At 68.5% G+C, this 16,970-nt stretch carries 8 protein-coding genes; 3 read left to right on the forward strand and 5 right to left on the reverse strand.

Annotated elements, in window-relative coordinates:
• Positions 1–3: 3 nt before the first annotated feature.
• The 5 genes from O7546_RS18215 to O7546_RS18235 form a co-directional block, all read right to left on the reverse strand.
• Positions 4–1,989, reverse strand: coding sequence for a carbamoyltransferase C-terminal domain-containing protein (locus O7546_RS18215; protein WP_281599653.1), 1,986 nt, complete (start codon positions 1,987–1,989; stop codon positions 4–6).
• Positions 1,990–2,060: 71 nt separating this feature from the next.
• Positions 2,061–2,873, reverse strand: coding sequence for a hypothetical protein (locus tag O7546_RS18220; RefSeq protein ID WP_281599655.1), 813 nt, complete (start codon positions 2,871–2,873; stop codon positions 2,061–2,063).
• 11 nt (positions 2,874–2,884) lie between these two features.
• Positions 2,885–6,022: an AMP-binding protein gene (locus tag O7546_RS18225; RefSeq protein ID WP_281599657.1), complete on the reverse strand. Its 3,138-nt coding sequence runs from the start codon at positions 6,020–6,022 to the stop codon at positions 2,885–2,887.
• Positions 6,023–6,058: 36 nt separating this feature from the next.
• Positions 6,059–6,301, reverse strand: coding sequence for a phosphopantetheine-binding protein (locus O7546_RS18230; protein ID WP_281599659.1), 243 nt, complete (start codon positions 6,299–6,301; stop codon positions 6,059–6,061).
• Between the two features lie 116 nt (positions 6,302–6,417).
• Complete coding sequence (locus tag O7546_RS18235; protein WP_281599661.1) at positions 6,418–7,146, reverse strand: alpha/beta fold hydrolase; 729 nt, start codon at positions 7,144–7,146, stop codon at positions 6,418–6,420.
• An 888-nt stretch (positions 7,147–8,034) separates the two neighbouring features.
• On the opposite strand from O7546_RS18235, the gene O7546_RS18240 reads away from it, so the two are divergent.
• From O7546_RS18240 to O7546_RS18250, 3 genes are all read left to right on the forward strand, one after another.
• Complete coding sequence (locus O7546_RS18240; RefSeq protein WP_281599663.1) at positions 8,035–11,019, forward strand: non-ribosomal peptide synthetase; 2,985 nt, start codon at positions 8,035–8,037, stop codon at positions 11,017–11,019.
• A 94-nt stretch (positions 11,020–11,113) separates the two neighbouring features.
• Entirely contained in the window at positions 11,114–11,410 is a 297-nt protein-coding gene (locus tag O7546_RS18245; RefSeq protein WP_281599666.1) for an acyl carrier protein, read from the forward strand.
• Positions 11,403–16,799 carry a condensation domain-containing protein gene (locus tag O7546_RS18250; RefSeq protein ID WP_281599668.1) on the forward strand — a complete coding sequence of 1,799 codons (5,397 nt, stop codon included), beginning with the start codon at positions 11,403–11,405 and terminating at the stop codon, positions 16,797–16,799. Before O7546_RS18245 ends, O7546_RS18250 begins: the two co-directional genes overlap by 8 nt.
• The last annotated feature ends 171 nt before the right edge of the window (positions 16,800–16,970 follow it).

The raw sequence follows: 16,970 nt of genomic DNA on the forward strand, positions 1-16,970 counted from the left end.
CGGTCATCGTCCGGCCGCCTGCGGCTCGTACTGCGGAAGTGGATAGCGGGGTGCCTGGAGCTGGGGTACGCCTTCCCAACGCATCCGGCCGAGCCGCCGTAGGTTGAGGACCTCGTCCACGAGTGCCTCCGGGTCCATCCCGACGGCGGCGGCGATGTCCCGAACGGTGCGCTGTCCGTCCGCCTGCTCGTGCCAGGCCGCACGGAAGTCGTCTGCGTCGGCACCGGTGCCCGTCAGGGCTACGGGCCGCAGTCGGGTGAGGTCAGGGGCCTCAACCTCGACGCTGCCGATGAACAAGCGGTCCATGCGAGAGCCGTAGAGGCAGTCGAGAGCCTCCTCGACATGCTCAACGATAGGCATACCGCGCAGGTTGAAGGAGGTATTGAGCACGACCGGAATGCCGGTGATCGCGTCGAGCTCTTCCAGCAGGACCCGGAATGAGCCGGGAAGGTCGCGGTCGACGGTCTGGATCCTGCAGGTGCCGTCCACGTGAACGATTTCGGCCACCTGCTGGCGTGCCGCTTCGGCGACGGGCCAGACCTGCAGCATGAAAGGGCTGTCGGCGTTGGCGATCTCAAACCACTTGGCGGCCTGTTCCGACAGAACCGCAGCGGCGAACGGGCGGAACGCCTCCCGGAACTTCACCCTGGCATTGAGTTTGTCCTTCATACCGGAGATGCCGGGGTGACACAGGATGGACCGGGCACCGAGAGCTCGTGGCCCGAGTTCGCCGCGATCCGAGAACCAGCCAATGATCTGTCCCTCGGCGATGGCCGACGCCGCCGCCCTGGAGGCGACCCGGTCCGACTCGTGCTGCACCGCGGTCAGTCCCATCTTGCTCGCCAAGGCCGGCACGTCACGGCCGGCGACGCGGGACGGGCCGAGATACACGTGCCGCAGCTTGCGTTCCGCGGGGGACGGCACCTTGCCGCCGAGCAGGACGTGGTGGGCGTAGAGCGCGGCGCCGACGGCGTTGCCGTCGTCGGTCGCGGCAGGGAACACCGACAGCCGTTCGACCACCGACTCTCGGAGCAGGCGGGCGTTGAACACGGAATTAAGGAAGCACCCTCCCCCCAGGACAAGCGAGCGTACCCGGGTCCGGCCGATCAGTTCTTCCACCAGGTGAAGGCAGGCGTCCTCGAATTCGAGCTGTAGCTGCGCCGCCAGGTCCCGATGGAACTGCCCGAGAGGCTCCCTGCGCCCCCGTGGCAGCAGCCGCAGGGCGTCGCCGTCGGCGGTCGCCAGACCGAGCTCGATGAGGGAATCGGCGGCCCGGTCGAACGACAACCCGTCAGGGCCGGCAGTGATGAACAGGTTCTCAGCCGAGAGCCGGCGTCCGTAGGGAGCCAGCCCCATCGTCTTACCGGCGTCGTCGTAGGTGCCGCTCTCGAAGAAGCCGAGGGCAAGGGTCACGACCCGGTAGATCTCGCCGACACCGCTCAGCTTCGCCGGGACGGAGAGGGTGCCGTCGGGCTGCAGCCGCCCGGCGATACGCGACGTCGGACGAACCGCGCTCAGTACCCGGCGCGGCGTGTCGCCGAGTCGGAACAAAAAGCCGGTTTCCTGCTCCCGGCCCTCGCCGGTCCGAGAGCCATAGGCGTCGATCACCAGGGCGGAGGCCTCGTCGAAACCCGAGGTGTAGAACGCCGCCGAGGCGTGTGCCAGGTGGTGGCCGGGGTGCGGCAGGCTGAGCCTGCGGTCGGCGGGCACCAGTAGCCCGAGGCTGTCTGCGAGGCGATCCTCGTCGTCCTGGTCACAGGACTCCGTCGAAGTGACGATCCAGTGGTCGATCTGGTCGGGGACGAGGCCGGCATCGCCCAGGACGTCACGGGTGAGCGCCGCCATCGCCGCCGGGTAGGCGTGCACCGGTACGACCCCACGCTTGACTCGTGAAACGCGCTCCAGCGCGGATGCCGCGCGGATCTGGCCGTCCTCGATCAGGCAGATGCTGCTGTCGTGGCTGAGGTTGTAGCCAAGGATGCGTGTCATGGATAACTCTTCCCTGAAGGAACGGGCGCAGCGGCCGGATGGCGATGGGGAGGGGTAGCGGTTGGAGGGCCTCAGCGGTCGCCGAAGAACCAGTAGCCCCACATCAGGGAGCGGCGGGTCACGCCCTCCTGGCCGCCGGCCACTCCGTGCAACGCGTTGCTGCTGTTGGGCATGACGAACGCCCGGTTGGGGCGGAATTCGACGACGCCAGCCGGCCGGTGGGCGGCGTTCGGGGAGAAGTCCACCGTCTTGAGCGAGTCGGGTTCGATGTCGTAGAGCGTGGTGCCCCACAGCCGGTTCGAGTCAGGCGTGGTAGGCCCCTGCAGGTCGAGGTACAGCACTATGGTCAGCAGCTTGTGCAGTCCGTCGATGTGGGCGCCCAGGGCCTCGTCAGCTCCGTGGTCCTGGTTGGCCCACATCATGAAGCCCGCCGTGGCGGCGTCGGCGACATCGGGGTGCGACAGGTTCGCCTCGACGGTCGGAGCGAACCTGGTGAACAGAGCGCTGGTGAACGACGCCGAACGGAGCACGTCGGCCAGCTTGCCCCACGTGGCCGTGCTGGTGCCGGGCTCATCACGAGTCCAGTTCATCAGTCGGGTTCCCTGCCGCGACCCGACGTACTTGGAGCCCGGAAGGTTGACCGGCTTGATGTCGTAGGTGTGCCACTCGTCCAGGACGGCGTTGTACAACTCCGGCGGGAGGAACTCGTCGATGGTGGCAACTTCGAACGGCGCCGTGGTCACCGCGGCACGGTCGATCGTGTGGCGTAGGTCGAACGCAACGGAGTCGTCGTTCTGGCCGGGGCCTTCGGCGTAGGCGTCCAGGAAGGCCGCGACCCGCGGGAACTGTTTGCGGTCCAGGGAACGGTCAGCGGTCGTGGTCATGGTGTGCCCTTTCAGCTGGTGGGGATCGTGCGGGTGGGTGATTGTTCGGTGTCGTCGTCGGGGAATTGTCCGGTGGGCACCTGACCAGCTGCCTGCCTCACAGGTGAGCCGGCTGCGGAGGCATCGAGTGTGATACCGACGATGTGTTGGAGGGCCGAGTTCAGCGCATCGAGCAGGGCCCTGCCCCGGTCGGCGTCGAACGCACCGGCACGCCACTCGATCCGGCCACCGGCCGGACGCCCTCCGGTGACGGTCACGAACACCGTCAGGTCGTACTTCGGCGGACTTGGTGGCGCCGGCAGCGCCACCCAGGACAGGTCCGGCCTCTCGACGGTGAACGGCGTCTCGATCATCAGAGCGACCCGGGGTGCCGTCGCCCATTCGGGAGATGAACGCTGGAGCAGGGGACCGACCTCCGCGCCGTCGGCAGCGGCGAACGTGATGGCGTCGACGAGAGTCCGGCGCCAGGCATGGAGCCAGCCGGCCGATATGTGCTCGGGGGCCGGCGGCTGCACAGCGATCGGAACCGCCGCGAGAAAGCAGCCGACGGTGGCAAATTCATCTGGCGAACGTCGGCGGGTGACCGGGAGGAACACCGGGAACCGGTGCTCGGTCATCGAGCCTGCCAACGCGGACGCCGCGGCGGCACCGGCGAGGGCGGTCGTGGGGAGTTGGAGCCGCCTCGCGGCCTCGGCGACACGCCCGGACAGGTCCGCGCTGAAGGCCGTTTCCAGCCTTCGTACGCCTTCCTTTTCGGCCGCGACCGCGGTGTCCAGGTGACCCAGGGGACCGGCCGCCAACTCCTTGACCAGGTCTGCGGCAAGATCGCGAGCCGCACGCCGGGATTCCGGCAGGACGCTGGCCTCAGCCCAGCGGCGGTAGCGCTGGTCAGGGTCGGGCGTGGGGTGCTCGCCGCGCAGCCTGGAGATCACCTCCGACCAGAGCAGCGCGACCGACGGTTCGTCGACGACGGCGTGGTGAGCGATGAGGGCAATCACGCCGTGATCGCGTCCGTCGGTGCCGCGAGTGCGCGTGAGCACCATTCTGGCGGGCGGGTCGCCGGCCAGGAGGTTGATCGGGCGACGACGGCATTCGTTGAGAGTGGCGGTGATGCGCCCGCTGGCGTCCTCAGGCGACAGGTTCCGCAGGTCCACTGACTCGACAGGGACGGTGTCGGCGCCGACGGCAGCAGCGGTGATCTGGTATCGATCATCGAGCGAGAACCGCCAGCCGAGCACGTCGTGTCTCTTGAGCGTGGCCGCCACGGCCCGCTCAAGGGCGCGCCAGTCAGGCACGGCCACGCGAGCGGCGGTGACCACGGTGAACTCCGCAGGGTCGACAGCCCAGCTTTCGGCGCCGAGAAGAGCCAGCTGAGTGGCGGAGGGAGTCCTGGTCGTGTCCCGCGCTGCGCCGCTCAACGGGGCCAGCTGACCGGGATTGTCGTCGTTGGCGATGGCCCGCACCGCGGTGACGAAGTCAGCGAACCGAGGATGGTCGAAGATCAGGGAGAACGGGACGTCGGCCTGTAGGTCGGCGGCCACGTGACCCACCATCGTAAGGGCGGTGATCGAGTGGGCACCGGCCTCGAAGAAGTTGGTGTCGTCGTCCACCTCGACCAGGTTGAGCATGGACTGCCATTGCTCCGCTATGCGCGTCCCGAAGTCGTCGGCCCGCCGCATGCCGTCCAGGGGGGCCGACTGCCGGAACGCCTGCGCCCGGTCGACCTTCCCGTGTGAGGTGAGCGGGAGCTCGGACACCACACGGAAGGCGGTGGGCTGCATGTGTGCGGGAAGCAGAGCCTGCATTCGTGCGGCGGCAGTCGCCAGGTCGAGATCGAGACGATGTTCGGCGACCGCGACGATCATTCCAGAGGAGAAGACGGCGACGGCAGGGCCACCACAGGCGACCCTCAAGGCGGCGTCGACCTCGCCGAGCTCGACCCGATAGCCGTTCACCTTCACCTGGTCGTCTCGTCGGCCCAGAAAGTGGTAACGGCCGTCGCTGTCGATCCGGGCAAGGTCTCCGGACCGGTAGATCCGGCCCCGGTCGTCGGTGCCGAACCTGCCAGCCGTCGCGTCACCGAGGTATCCGAGGGCCACACCCGGTCCGGCGATGACGATTTCGCCCTCGCCTGCGGGATGGTCGTCGGAACGGTCAAGCCGAAACGTCGTGCCGGGGAATGGCCTTCCGATCGGCACCGGACCGGTGGGCGGGCTACCGAGCTCGAGCCGGTGGGCGCTGCACCCGACAGTGGTCTCGGTGGGACCGTATTCGTTGAAGACCGTGATGCCGGGATGGTGAAGCCGGGCGGTGTCTGCGAAGTCCAGGGCCTCGCCGCCGACGATGATGGTTGCGCCCCGGTCCGCGAGACGGGAGATGTCGGTGTCACTCAGCATCGTGCCCAACACCCGTAGCTGGCTCGGGGTAGTCTTGATCAGCACCGGCTCGTCAACATCGGCGAGCATCGAGGCAAGCGCGGAGGTGGCAGCCGACGGGTTCTGGATCAGCACCGAGGTGTTGCCGGTAACGAGAGGCAGGAGCAGCGTGGTCAGTGCCGCGTCGAAGGTCGGCGGAAGCTGACTGGGAATCAGCAGCCCCTGGTCGGGGACGCGGTAAAGATCACGGATCGTGTCGAGGTAGGCAGTGATCGAGGCGTGCCCCACGCTTACGCCCTTGGGCGCCCCGGTCGATCCGGACGTGAAGATCACGTACGCCTCTTCCGCCGGCCGACCTGCGCGCTGTGACGGCAGTTCCCCATCGGCAGCCACGATCTGACCGTGACTGAGGACGAGCGCGAGGGTGCCCGCTGCCGCGATGTCCGGGCGCCTGTGCGACGTGAGCACGGCACCCAGGCGGCTTTCCTCGATGATCGATTCCAGGCGCCTGGTGGCTTCTCGCGGGTCGACGGGCACGAACGAGGCTCCCAGCGACCACGTTGCCACGATGGCGACCAGCAGATCCGGGCCGATGGGCAGACTCAACCCGATGCGGTCGGCCTTCCCGAGACCTAGGGCCCCCAGCTGGTCCCGCAGCGCCTCGACCTCGGCCAGGAAGGCGGTGCCGCCAAGCCGCTCACCTGTCGGCCAGACGCGAACCAGCTCCTCCGCGCCCGACTGAACACATCTTTGCTTGATCACATCGAGGAGCACGGGCTTCTCCCATCGAGAGCCTCGGCGGCAGCTGGATCACGCATGAAGCGACTTCCACACCAGATCCACCAAAGTGCTCGGCGTTGGTGCGGCGAAGAATTCGTCCACCTTGAGCCGGGTTCCGGTCAGACGTTGAAGGCGCACGAGGACCCTGATTGCATCGGTCGACTCGCCGCCGATAGCGAAGAAGTCGTCATCGAGAGAGACGTCGGCGACTTCGAGGACGTCGCTTACCGTCTGCAGTACGAGCCGCTCGGCCTCCGGCCGACTCTGAATCACAGTCGTTGTCCTTTGCGTTGCTTTTCCGGGCAGGCGGCTTGGGACGGGCTCCCGCGTGAGGCCGTCACTTTGTCGCTCGATCGGAGAATCTACCGGTTCATACGGAGACCGACAGCTCAATACGATTGGGGAGCATCGGTCGGGGTCGGAGCAACTTCATTCAAGATGTCATGAAGACGGGGTGCCGACATGACGTCGTCATGAGTGGCCTCGACGACATCTATCAAGAGGTCGGTAGAGCTCAGGAACTGCCACAGGCTGCCTACCTCGTATCGCCCCAGGGGTACGTCATGCTCGTCCTTGTCTCCCGCCAGGATCAACCTCGTCGGCAGTGCGGGGGCCTCGCGCGGCGGCTGATAGTTTCTGCACATGTCCACATTGACGAGGATGGTATTGAACAGTGCTGCCAATTCCTTGCGTTCTTCGCCCTCGACATCGCCGGGATATTCGGCGGCCAGGCGAGCTGCGTCGGAAATGCTCATGTCAGTGACGAGTTCTTTGGCCAACCCGGGACGCGAGTTGGACCTGAGCCAGTCCAGTCGCGTGGCGAGGAGCGAGTCGGGGGTGGGCCACCGCTGCTCATCCAGCTCGAGGTCGGGATCGATCAGCACGAGCCCGGCTATGTCCTCACCCAGCGCGGCCAGACGGCAGGCGATCTCGTAAGCCAAAATGCCGCCCGTGCAGCAACCGCACACCAGATAGGGACCGACCGGCTGGCGTCGCCGGATCTCGTCGACGTACCGCGAAGCGATCAGGTCGAGGGACCACGGCGCAGGCGGGGCGCCCTGCCACCCTGGTGAGGACAGGGCCGCTACCGGACAAGTCACGCCCCCGTCGGCGAACACGTCGGCGATCCACGCAGCCGAGCCCGAGGCGGAGTGGACGACAAACAAGGGCCGAGGCGTGGCGAGAGCGTTTTTCCGCTCAGCAAGGCAGCTATCGGCCCAGGGCCGATACATTCTTTTGGCACCCATTACTAGATTCCGATCCCCCGTAGCCTAGCCGGTTTCTCAATGAGCGGGACGTGTCTGGTGACCGCTGGATCAGCAGCAGCCGACCATTTAAACGGCGACTGCGCCAGTCAGGACTGCACGCCACAACGGGCCTCGTGGCGACAGCCGACGGGCCCGGACTCCCTCCTGAGGGGCCGGCGCCGATCGGTATGCGCACTCGAAGCGACGGCGAATCGGCCACCGTTCGACATCCCATTTCGCGCCACCGACCGTCAACGCGACATGCGGATGCACAGGATCACTAATGTTCTCTTGGCAACGGGCGCGCCAGTTCCATCTTTTGGCAAGCGCGACATCGTGGCGCAATACTGAGCATCCCCTCTACGCGGCCGTACCGCCGTGGTGATCAATAGTACACCCATCGACGTGCCCGTCAACGGTACGGAGTGGATGGTCGCCGCCATCGGCTCTGAGCTGCGGAAAGAACGTCCACGATGGCCCTCCGGCCAGGGGATGTTGACGCTGGCAATCGGGTTGCGTAGCCTGGCTTCAAGATCCGATCGGCACCCGGAAGGGCAGCAACGGCGTAGAACCTCAGCCATGCGTCCAGGGCATCGCCTTGACGGTCTCGAATCGTCGATCCCGAACTAGTTGATGGGGTTCACGCATGCTTTCCACGGGGGGAAGGTCTGCCGTTCGTTCCGCGCCTGGCGCAGCATCGGCTACGGACGCAGGTTCACGGGAGCCCCGGGTGGCCGAACCCGTGAGCCGAAGGCACGCATGAGCAACCCACCAAGCAATCGCGAGCTGGCGCTCTGGGCAATTCACCGCATCGCTGCCAGCCTCGGCGGCGGTAACCGTGCTGCCGCGGCGGAGGTCCGGGCCGAGGTGAGCGCCGCAGCGGTGACCGCAGCGGCGAATCACCTCATCGCCGCGCATCCTCAGCTACGCCGCACGTTCGCGCCAGGCGAATCGGCCGGCGGTCCGTACCTCATCGATCTGCCCCCAGATCAGGCTCAGCCGGAAACGTCGTCCGTCTCCCTGGCCCGCGGTTCACAGAGCGACCACGACGGCACTGTGCAATCGTTGCTCGGCCGACTGGCCAATGAACCGCTGGCCGCCGGCCGCGTACTGCTACGGGTTGCGGTGATCCGCTCCTCCGGGCGAAGCATCATCGCCGCAGTCGCACACGAACTCATCGTCGACGACGTCGAGCTTCTGCTCGCCGAGCTCCTGGGTGCGATCCCTGGCCTTTCGGTGGCCGGGATCCCCGCGCCCGCCGACAGACCAGCATGGGCGAGCTCGGCTGGGAGCGCCCCCGGCGGCACCGGTAGCCCGCATTTCGAAGAAGAGTCGGCCATGTCCATCGCGCGCCCCTCGCCGCCGATGCTGGACTTCGTCGCCGGTCAGCTGACCCGAGAGCCGTCGCAGTCCTGCGACAGCGCTCTCCAGATGCACACCCGACGGCACGACGCGACCGCCACCGCGGTGTTGACCGCTCTGTTCGTGATGCTGCTGCGGCAGCATGGCGCGGGGCCCCGGGTGGCTGTCGGCACTACCGGTCGCGATCGACAACCCATGACTATCCGGGTGGATCCGGAGGAACACAAGACGTTCGCCGACCTGGTCGCGCACGTTGACGAAGCCATCGGCCGGGCCGACACCACGGTGCCGGCTCGCGTAGACCCCGCCCGCTGGTGGAAACCGGAACACCGCTACGCCATCAACGTACGGGAAGATGATCCTCTGGAGGGATGCGACCTCGCCGGCGAACCGGTCACCCGGATACCGGTCCCACCTGGAACGACGACCGACGACCTCCGCCTGTCCGTGCGCGCAGCCGCCACGGGCGTCGGAATCGCTGCGGTGTACCGGACAGCGCTCTACGAGGCAGCCGACGTGGATGCCTTCCTCGACCGGTACGACCATCTCCTGAGGCATGTCGAGGGCGGGACCCCCACCGAGGTTCCCCTTCTGACGCGACGCGATCGGGCCATCACCCGCTCGGCGACGGATGACGGGCCGACACGCACGAACGCCCCAGGTCCGTACGTCCCCGACCTCGTCCTAGCCCAGGCGCGACGCACTCCCGACGCTCCGGCGATCGATGACACCAGCTACGCGGAGCTGGTCGCTCGAGCGGTCGACGTGCGTGACACGCTGACCGCCGCCGGGGTCCGAACCGGCGACGTGGTGGCCGTACATGGGGATCGGGGGCCGGCACTGGCCTCGGCGCTGCTCGGGACATGGTTGGCAGGAGCGGCGTACCTCCCTCTCGGCGAAGGGATGACCGCGGCACGCATGCACCGGCAACTGGCCGTCGCCGGGGTCGACGTCGTGTTGCAGTGCGGAGTGAATCCGCCACCGGCGACGGTGGCGCAGCGATCCATCACGATGCCCCCACCCGGTCCCGTGCGCCTACCGCAATCCTGGCCAGCCGGGATCGGCGCATACGTACTGTTCACATCGGGGTCGACGGGTAACCCTAAGGGCGTTCTCGTCCCGCATGGCGCCCTGGCGAACCTGATTTCGGACATGACGGCGCGGCTGCCCGTACGTGCGAGCGACCGGGTCCTGTGGTCGACCGCGGTCACCTTCGACATCTCGGCACTCGAGCTGTGGGCGCCGCTCACCGTCGGCGGCTGGATCCGACCGGTGGGTGACCGGACGCTGCTGGTGCCGGATGACTTACTGGACGTCCTCGATCAGGACGAGATCGACATCGTTCAGGGGACGCCCACCCTCTGGAGGCACCTCACCACCAGCGAGGCTTTCGACGACAGCCTTCGCGGCCGGCTCGCCCTCGTCGGCGGGGAGCCCTTTCCCGCGGCCCTGGCCCGGCGGTTGCTCAGTGCCGGCGCACAGGTCCGCAACATGTACGGGCCGACCGAGACCACGATCTGGTCGACGGTTCACCAGGTGACCGAGCCGGTCGCCGACCCCGTGCTGATCGGCCGGCCGATCAGCAACACCACTGTCCAGGTGATCGGTGAGCACGGGCAACCGGTGTTTCCGGGTACGCCAGGAGAACTGCACATCGGCGGTGCCGGCGTCGCCGTCGGTTACATAGGTGACCCTGTTCTCACCGCGGCCCGGTTCGTGACCGGGCCGGCCGGAAGGTGCTACCGAACGGGTGACCGGGTCCGCCAGCGCAGCGACGGAGCACTGGAGTTCCTCGGCCGCACCGACCGTCAGCTCAAAATCAACGGTCATCGGATAGAACTTGCTGACGTGGAGGCCGTCCTGGCGAGCCATTCTCTGGTCCGGGATGCCGCCGTGGTCACCGTCGCGGACCCTGCCGGACGGCCCCGCCTCGCCGCCGCGGTCACCGTCACGGGTCCACCAGACGAAGGAACGGTCGCCCTGTTGCGCCGGCACGCGGCGGACCTGTTGCCCCGTCCCACGGTGCCCGCTCCCATCGTCGTCCTCGACCGGATACCGGTCACCGCGAACGGCAAGGTCGACTATGCCGGAGTCAGCGCCGCGATCGGCGCGCAGAGGGGCGCACCGCAGACGCCGGTCGCCTCGCCTGACCCGCGCGTCGCGCAGCTGACCTCGCTGTGGGAGGAAGTAATCGGGCGACACGGTGTGACCCCGGCAACCGACTTCTTCCACCACGGCGGCACGGTCGCGCAGGCCCTCGCCCTGGCATCGCGCGTGGAGACCGTCCTCGGGCGGACCGTGTCGCCCACGGCCATCCTGACCGCCCCGACCATCGAGGCCGTATTGGGATCCGCGTTCGTCGAAGAGGGGACCGGGTCATGAGCTGCGCATGACGCTCAGCTTCCGGCGACCCGCCCAGTCATCACCTGTCCGCTCTTCCCCGGCGCGCCGGGCTAACTCGCGTCTAGGAGAACTCATGTCCGGCATCACGAATGAATCGGATCGGACGCCGACATCGCGAGGTCCGGCGCCGACGCCGAAGGCGTCGGCGCAGACGATCGCACGCTTGTGCTCGGACGTCGCGGGCTCGAGCATCGGCGTCGACGACGACATGTTCGAGGCCGGTCTGAACAGCCTTGACCTGGTGCGGCTCGCCGCCGCCGTCCAGCAGCAGTGCGGGATCCGACTCAACGCGCTGAGCTTCGTCGACCACCCCACTGCCCGCCAACTGGCCGACCACATCAACGGCTCCGGCCGGGACGACCATGCGTGATCCCGGTCAGCCGCGGGACCACCGGCAGCAGCCCGCAGCCAAACCGCTGCAGAGCCACCCCTCACAGCGGCCTCTGCTGCTCGCGCGCAGCGCTGGCAGACGTCCCGTCAACTGTTGCAGCGCCTACATCGCGAGCGGCAACATCGACGCCGAGCGGCTTGCTCGGGCGTATCGCGAGGTGCTGCGCTCCTACGACGCGCTCCGACTGTCCTGGCGCGCCGACGGCCAGGGCTGGGAGACCGGCGAGCCACGCACAGAAGTGGCAATCACGGACATTCGTGATCACCTTCCTGCCGAGGAGCAGGATGCCTGGCTCGCGCAGCGGGTGGCGGCCAGCGAACGCCGCCGCTATGACCACACCAACGGGCCGATCGCCGTCGTCGACATCGCCCGCATCGATGAGAAGCGGTGGCTGATCACCGAGTCGATCGATCATGTCGTGGCGGACGGTCGCTCGTTGGGGCTGCTCCACGACGCCGTGAGCGCCGCCTACCATCGCACTGAAGAACATCGGCTCGAGCAGGGCCTGCCAAGCCCAGCACCGTCGTACCAGGCGGTTCTGGCCGGCATCACCGGCCACGAACCGGGCACCATCCACTACTGGCGGCGGGAGTTCGCGGGCCTTGAGCCCGGCCCGCCGGGCACACCCGCTCGCGCCGCCGACTGGACGGGCCCGGCCGAGCCGATCGACCTCGACTGGATCGACCGAGCGGCGGCGCGGCTACGGGTAACGCCTGCGGCGTTGCTCCTGACGGCACACGCGCATGCGGTGGCCCGATACCGCGGGACCGGCGACACCCTCGTCTTCGTCGCCGTCGACACTCGCACGGCCGGCTCCCTCGACGTCTTCGGGCAGATGACGTCGACCATCCCGATGCGGGTCCGACACGACTGGACGATGCCGCTTCGCCAGCACGCTCGCCTGCTCGCCCGCAAGCTCATGGAGGTGCGCGACCATGCCATGGTCGACACCGACGATCTGGACCAGGCGGGCGCCCCCGCCTCGCTGTCCAGCCCGGACGCGGCCGTGCTCGTCATCGCCCAGCAGAACCATCCACATCTCGCGGACGCCGACGTGCAGCCGATCGAGTTTCCCAGCCCCGGCCGGGCCGGAGGTGTGGTCGTGGTGGCGACCCGGCGCCTCGACGGCAGCCTCGGTCTGCGCGTCGAGGCTCCAGACGGCAGCGTCTTCGCCGGTCATCTCCACGACTTCGCCGCGACGTTCCTGAGGACGCTCACCGTCCTGGCCGAGGACGCCGACACTCCCCTGGCCAGCGACCTGCTTTTGGCCCCTGAGCCGCGGGCGGCGGCGCGGCGGCTCGCGACGGCCGCGCCGGCATACACCGGGCCACCTTTGGACTCGGCCATCGACGCCCGACTCGGCTCCGAGGCGGCACGACCGATCCTCATCGACGGTGGTCGGGTGTACGACCGGTCCGACCTACGCGACCGGGTTCGAGCCGTTGCGGAGGATCTCCGGGCAGCAGGTGTGCGCGCCGGCGAGGCTGTCTCCGTCGGCGGCCTGGACATGATCGACCGGATTGCGGGATTCGCCGCGGCACTTGCCATCCGCGCCGTGTACGTCCCGTTCGACGACGAGCCCGCAACGGACCCGGAACCGCTGGAACGGCGATGCGGTGCCGTGGCCCGTATCAGCCGCAACGGGGTCCTCCGCCTGCCGCCGGCGTCAGCGCCCCGGCGTCGCTACTCGGCGGCAGAAGACCCCGCGTACATCATCTTCACCTCCGGCACGACGGGTAGGCCCAAGGGCGTCGTGGTCGGGCGCTCCGCGCTGACGAATCTGGTTCACGGCGAGGGACCACGGTTCGGCATCGACGCAGAGAGCAGGGTGCTGCTGGTCGCCCCTCCGGTGGTCGATCCCTGGATCTGCCACGTGGCGACCGCTCTGGTGCTCGGTGCCACCCTGATCCGTATCGACCCGGCGACGGCGAACCTGGCGGAGGCGATGGCCGCGGCCCGCGTCACACACGCCTTCCTGCCGGCGCCACTGGTCCGCCTCCTCGCGGGAGCACCGCTGCCCGATCTCCAGATGCTGGCCTCCGCCGGCGATCACTGCCGGGCAGAGGACCTGCGGCGGTTCTCCCATGCCCGGCTGTTCAACATCTACGGTCCGACCGAGGTCACCGTGACCGCGACGGTCGCCCGGGTCACGTCCTTCGCCGAGCCCGTCCCGGTCGGCACCCCTATCCGTGGCCTCGCCGCGCGCGTGCTGATCGACAGGGCCGCGACGGCACCACCCGGAGTCCCAGGGGAACTCATGCTGTCCGGGGCGGGAGTGGCTCTCGGCTATCTGGACGACGAGAATCTGACGGACGAGCTGTTCCCCGCCGACCCGCTAGCCCTCGGGCACCGCGCCTATCTGACCGGCGACACCGCGGTGCTCCGGCCGGATGGGCAGCTGGTGCTGGCGGGACGCATCGACCGGCAGGTCAAGATCCGCGGACACCGGCTTGAGCTGGACGCCATCGAAGCGGCCGCGCGAGCCACCGGGCTCTGCGACGACGCGTACGTCTCAGTCCGCCCCGGAACCGGCCCGAGCGACAAGCGTCTGTGGCTCTTCGTGGCCGGCTGCGAGGACACGGATGCCCTCTCCGCCCGCATGACGACAGCGATTTCCCGCCAAGCTCGCCCGCACCACGTGATCGCGGTCGGTGTGATTCCTCGGCTCACCTCCGGCCGCGTCGACGAGGCGAGGCTGACGGCTCCGTCGAACCCGGCCACCGTGGAGCCGCAGGTCGCCGAAACGGAACCCGTCGCAGCGGCTTGGCACGCCGTCCTCGGAACCAACCCGACCGCCGACTCGGACTTCTTCGCCGACGGTGGCGATTCGCTCAACGTCCTACGTCTCGTCCGGATGGCCCGGGCCGCCGGAGTTGAGGTCAGCCCTGCGGACGTGTATCGGCACCCTCGCTATACCGACCTGGTGCGCTGGCGCGAGCGTCTCGACCGGCCCGGCCTTTCCTCGGCTCCCGGCAGTTCCCAGACGGTGCTGAGCCCCACGCAGCGTTGGTTCTTCACCCTACCGTTGGCCCGGCCACAGCGGTGGCACCAGCGTTGGGTCATGGATTTCGAGCGGCTCCCGACGCGGAAGCGCCTGGAGCAGGCGCTGACGAGCTTGATACGGCACACTCCCATTCTCCGTACGGCATTCGACGCACGCGATCTCTCAGCCACGGTCACCGAAGGGCGGCCCGTCGAGATCAGCGTGGTGGACGCCGAATCGTCGGATGCGGTGCTGAGTGAGCGGCTGAGAGCACTGCATGACGGCATCGACCACCGGGTCGGCCGGGTGCTCGGCGCGCTCGCCCTGCGGCAGCGCGACGGCTCCGGTGCCCTTGTGCTGGTCGCACATCACCTCGTCATCGACGTCTGGTCGTGGGACATCGTCGGCCAGCGCCTTCGTCACCTGATCGACGGCGGCCGCCCCGTCACCGACGACGGCTTCGCGGCCTTCAGCCAGGCCGTCCAGCGGCAGGCCGTGGCAGGCGCTTACGCCCTGGAAGCCGCGCGATGGCGACAGGTGCTCGCCTCCGGCCGGACCGGGGTCCGTACCGCCCGTCCGCGCGTCCGGGTGAGCGCCAGCAGGGAACTCAACGGCATTGCCTCGGCGGCGCGGCGGGTGGGTGCTCCGACCTCCCGCCTGCTCCTTGCCGCCTTCGGGCACGCGCTGCTGCACGTCGACGGGCTCGGCGCAACGGTCGTCGACCTGGAACGCAATGGCCGTCAGGCGGTGACCGGATTCGACCTCAGCGAGAACGTAGGGTGGATCGGGCTGCACCACCCGGTCACCCTGCCCCACGTACGGCTGACGGCTGAGGCCGCGCATCGCCTGACCGCCGATCTCGCACGCGTCCCCGAGGAAGGCGTCAGCTACGGCGCGCTGCGGTGGCTGTCCGCGGAGCCGGATGACCGGATCGGGAAGTTCGCCGTGGACGTACAAACCGTCGGTGCACCGCCCGAACCGTCTCTCGGGGCGCTACGTGAACGCATCGGCGCACTCGCCGGTCCGTCGGCGGGTCGCGACAACCACCTGCCGTACCACGCCGCGCTCACCTTCCGGCTCCGGGGAGAACAGGCACAGGCGGTGCTGGATTACGACCCGAGTCGCATCACCGATGAATGGGCGGACACCGTGCTCGGCGCGCTCCAAGGCGCGTTGCATGACCTCCAGGCCGGTACGGTGGCGGTCGCCGACCGGCCAGCCGCCGTCGCCGACCCGCACCTACCGGCTGCAGCGATGCAGGAGATGATGCTCCATCACGCAGCGGGCGGTCCCCACCGCTACCGGCCCCGTCAGTTGATGACCCTGCCCGCAGGTCCCGACCGTGACCAGCGACTGAGCCGGATCGTGACGGCGATAGAGACGTTCGAACCGGTCAGCCATCGGTTCGAGACCGGACGTGACGGGACGATCCTCCGCACCGGCCTGCCGGCGCAGCCGTTGAGGCCGGACGAAAGGGCCGGCGGCCTCAGCGCCGCACGGGAATGGCTCGACTCGCCGGACCAGGTATCGGCTGAGAAGGTTCGCCTCGGCGGCGCCCCGGTGAGCTTGACGACCTGGGCCGGCGAAGAAGGACTGATCGTGCTGGGTATGCAGACCCATCACGCGGTCATGGACGGTGTCAGTAACCGCATCCTGCTCGACCGGATCTCACGGGCCGCCGAGGGCCACCCCACCTCACCCGGCGACAGGCGATCGTCAAGGCTGTACCTGCGTAAGCACCTCGGGTGCGAGAAGGTCACGCTGCCCGAATCCAGCGACCGGAAAGCCCTGCCGCAGCACGCCGTCGCAGGAGCGGCGGCGGTCCACACGGACACACTCCTACCGCGCGACCTGCTCCGCCGCGCTGACACACTGGCCCGGAAATGGCAGGTCGATCAGCGTGCCGTGATCGGTGGCGTCTGTGCCCGGGTTGCTCGCACCCTCGCCGGCATCTCCGGCTTGCATGCCGTGACCAACGGCCGGGACGCCGATCTGCCGGGGGCTGACGAAGCACTGGGCATGTTCTGGTATCTCGCCCCCGTGGAGATCGAAGATATCGGTTCAACCGCCCGAAGAATCCACCATCTGGCAGCTCCTCTCGCCTCCGTTCGCGCGACAGCGCTGGGGTGGCGGGCCTGGCCGGCCGGGGCGATGAGCTTCAACTACAACCGTCACGAGGCCAGGCAGGGCGGCAACAGCGGCTTGGCGGTGCTCGGATACCGCGACGTGTTTCACCACCCGATCCAGGTGGAGATCACCGTCCGATCGTCGGGTGACGCCAACCTGCGTTGCACCGTCCTCGGCGATACCGAACGCGGTTCAATGAGCGGAGCCGTAGCGGCGGGAATCCTGACGGAGCTGGCGACCATGAAGGTCGGTGAGTGACCGCCCGGGGCGATCATCGGCGGTAAGTCCGGCGGCGAACCAGCTCGCCGCCGGTGCCGCGTGCCGCGCTACGGCAGGGCGGCCCGGTCGAGCTTTCCGTTACGGGTCAGCGGAATGTGCTCGATGATCTCGACGGAGTCGGGCACCAGACAGGCGGGCAACCGCTCGGCG

Origin of the sequence: Micromonospora sp. WMMA1976, from assembly GCF_027497335.1 — a bacterium.
GTDB lineage: Bacteria > Actinomycetota > Actinomycetes > Mycobacteriales > Micromonosporaceae > Micromonospora > Micromonospora aurantiaca.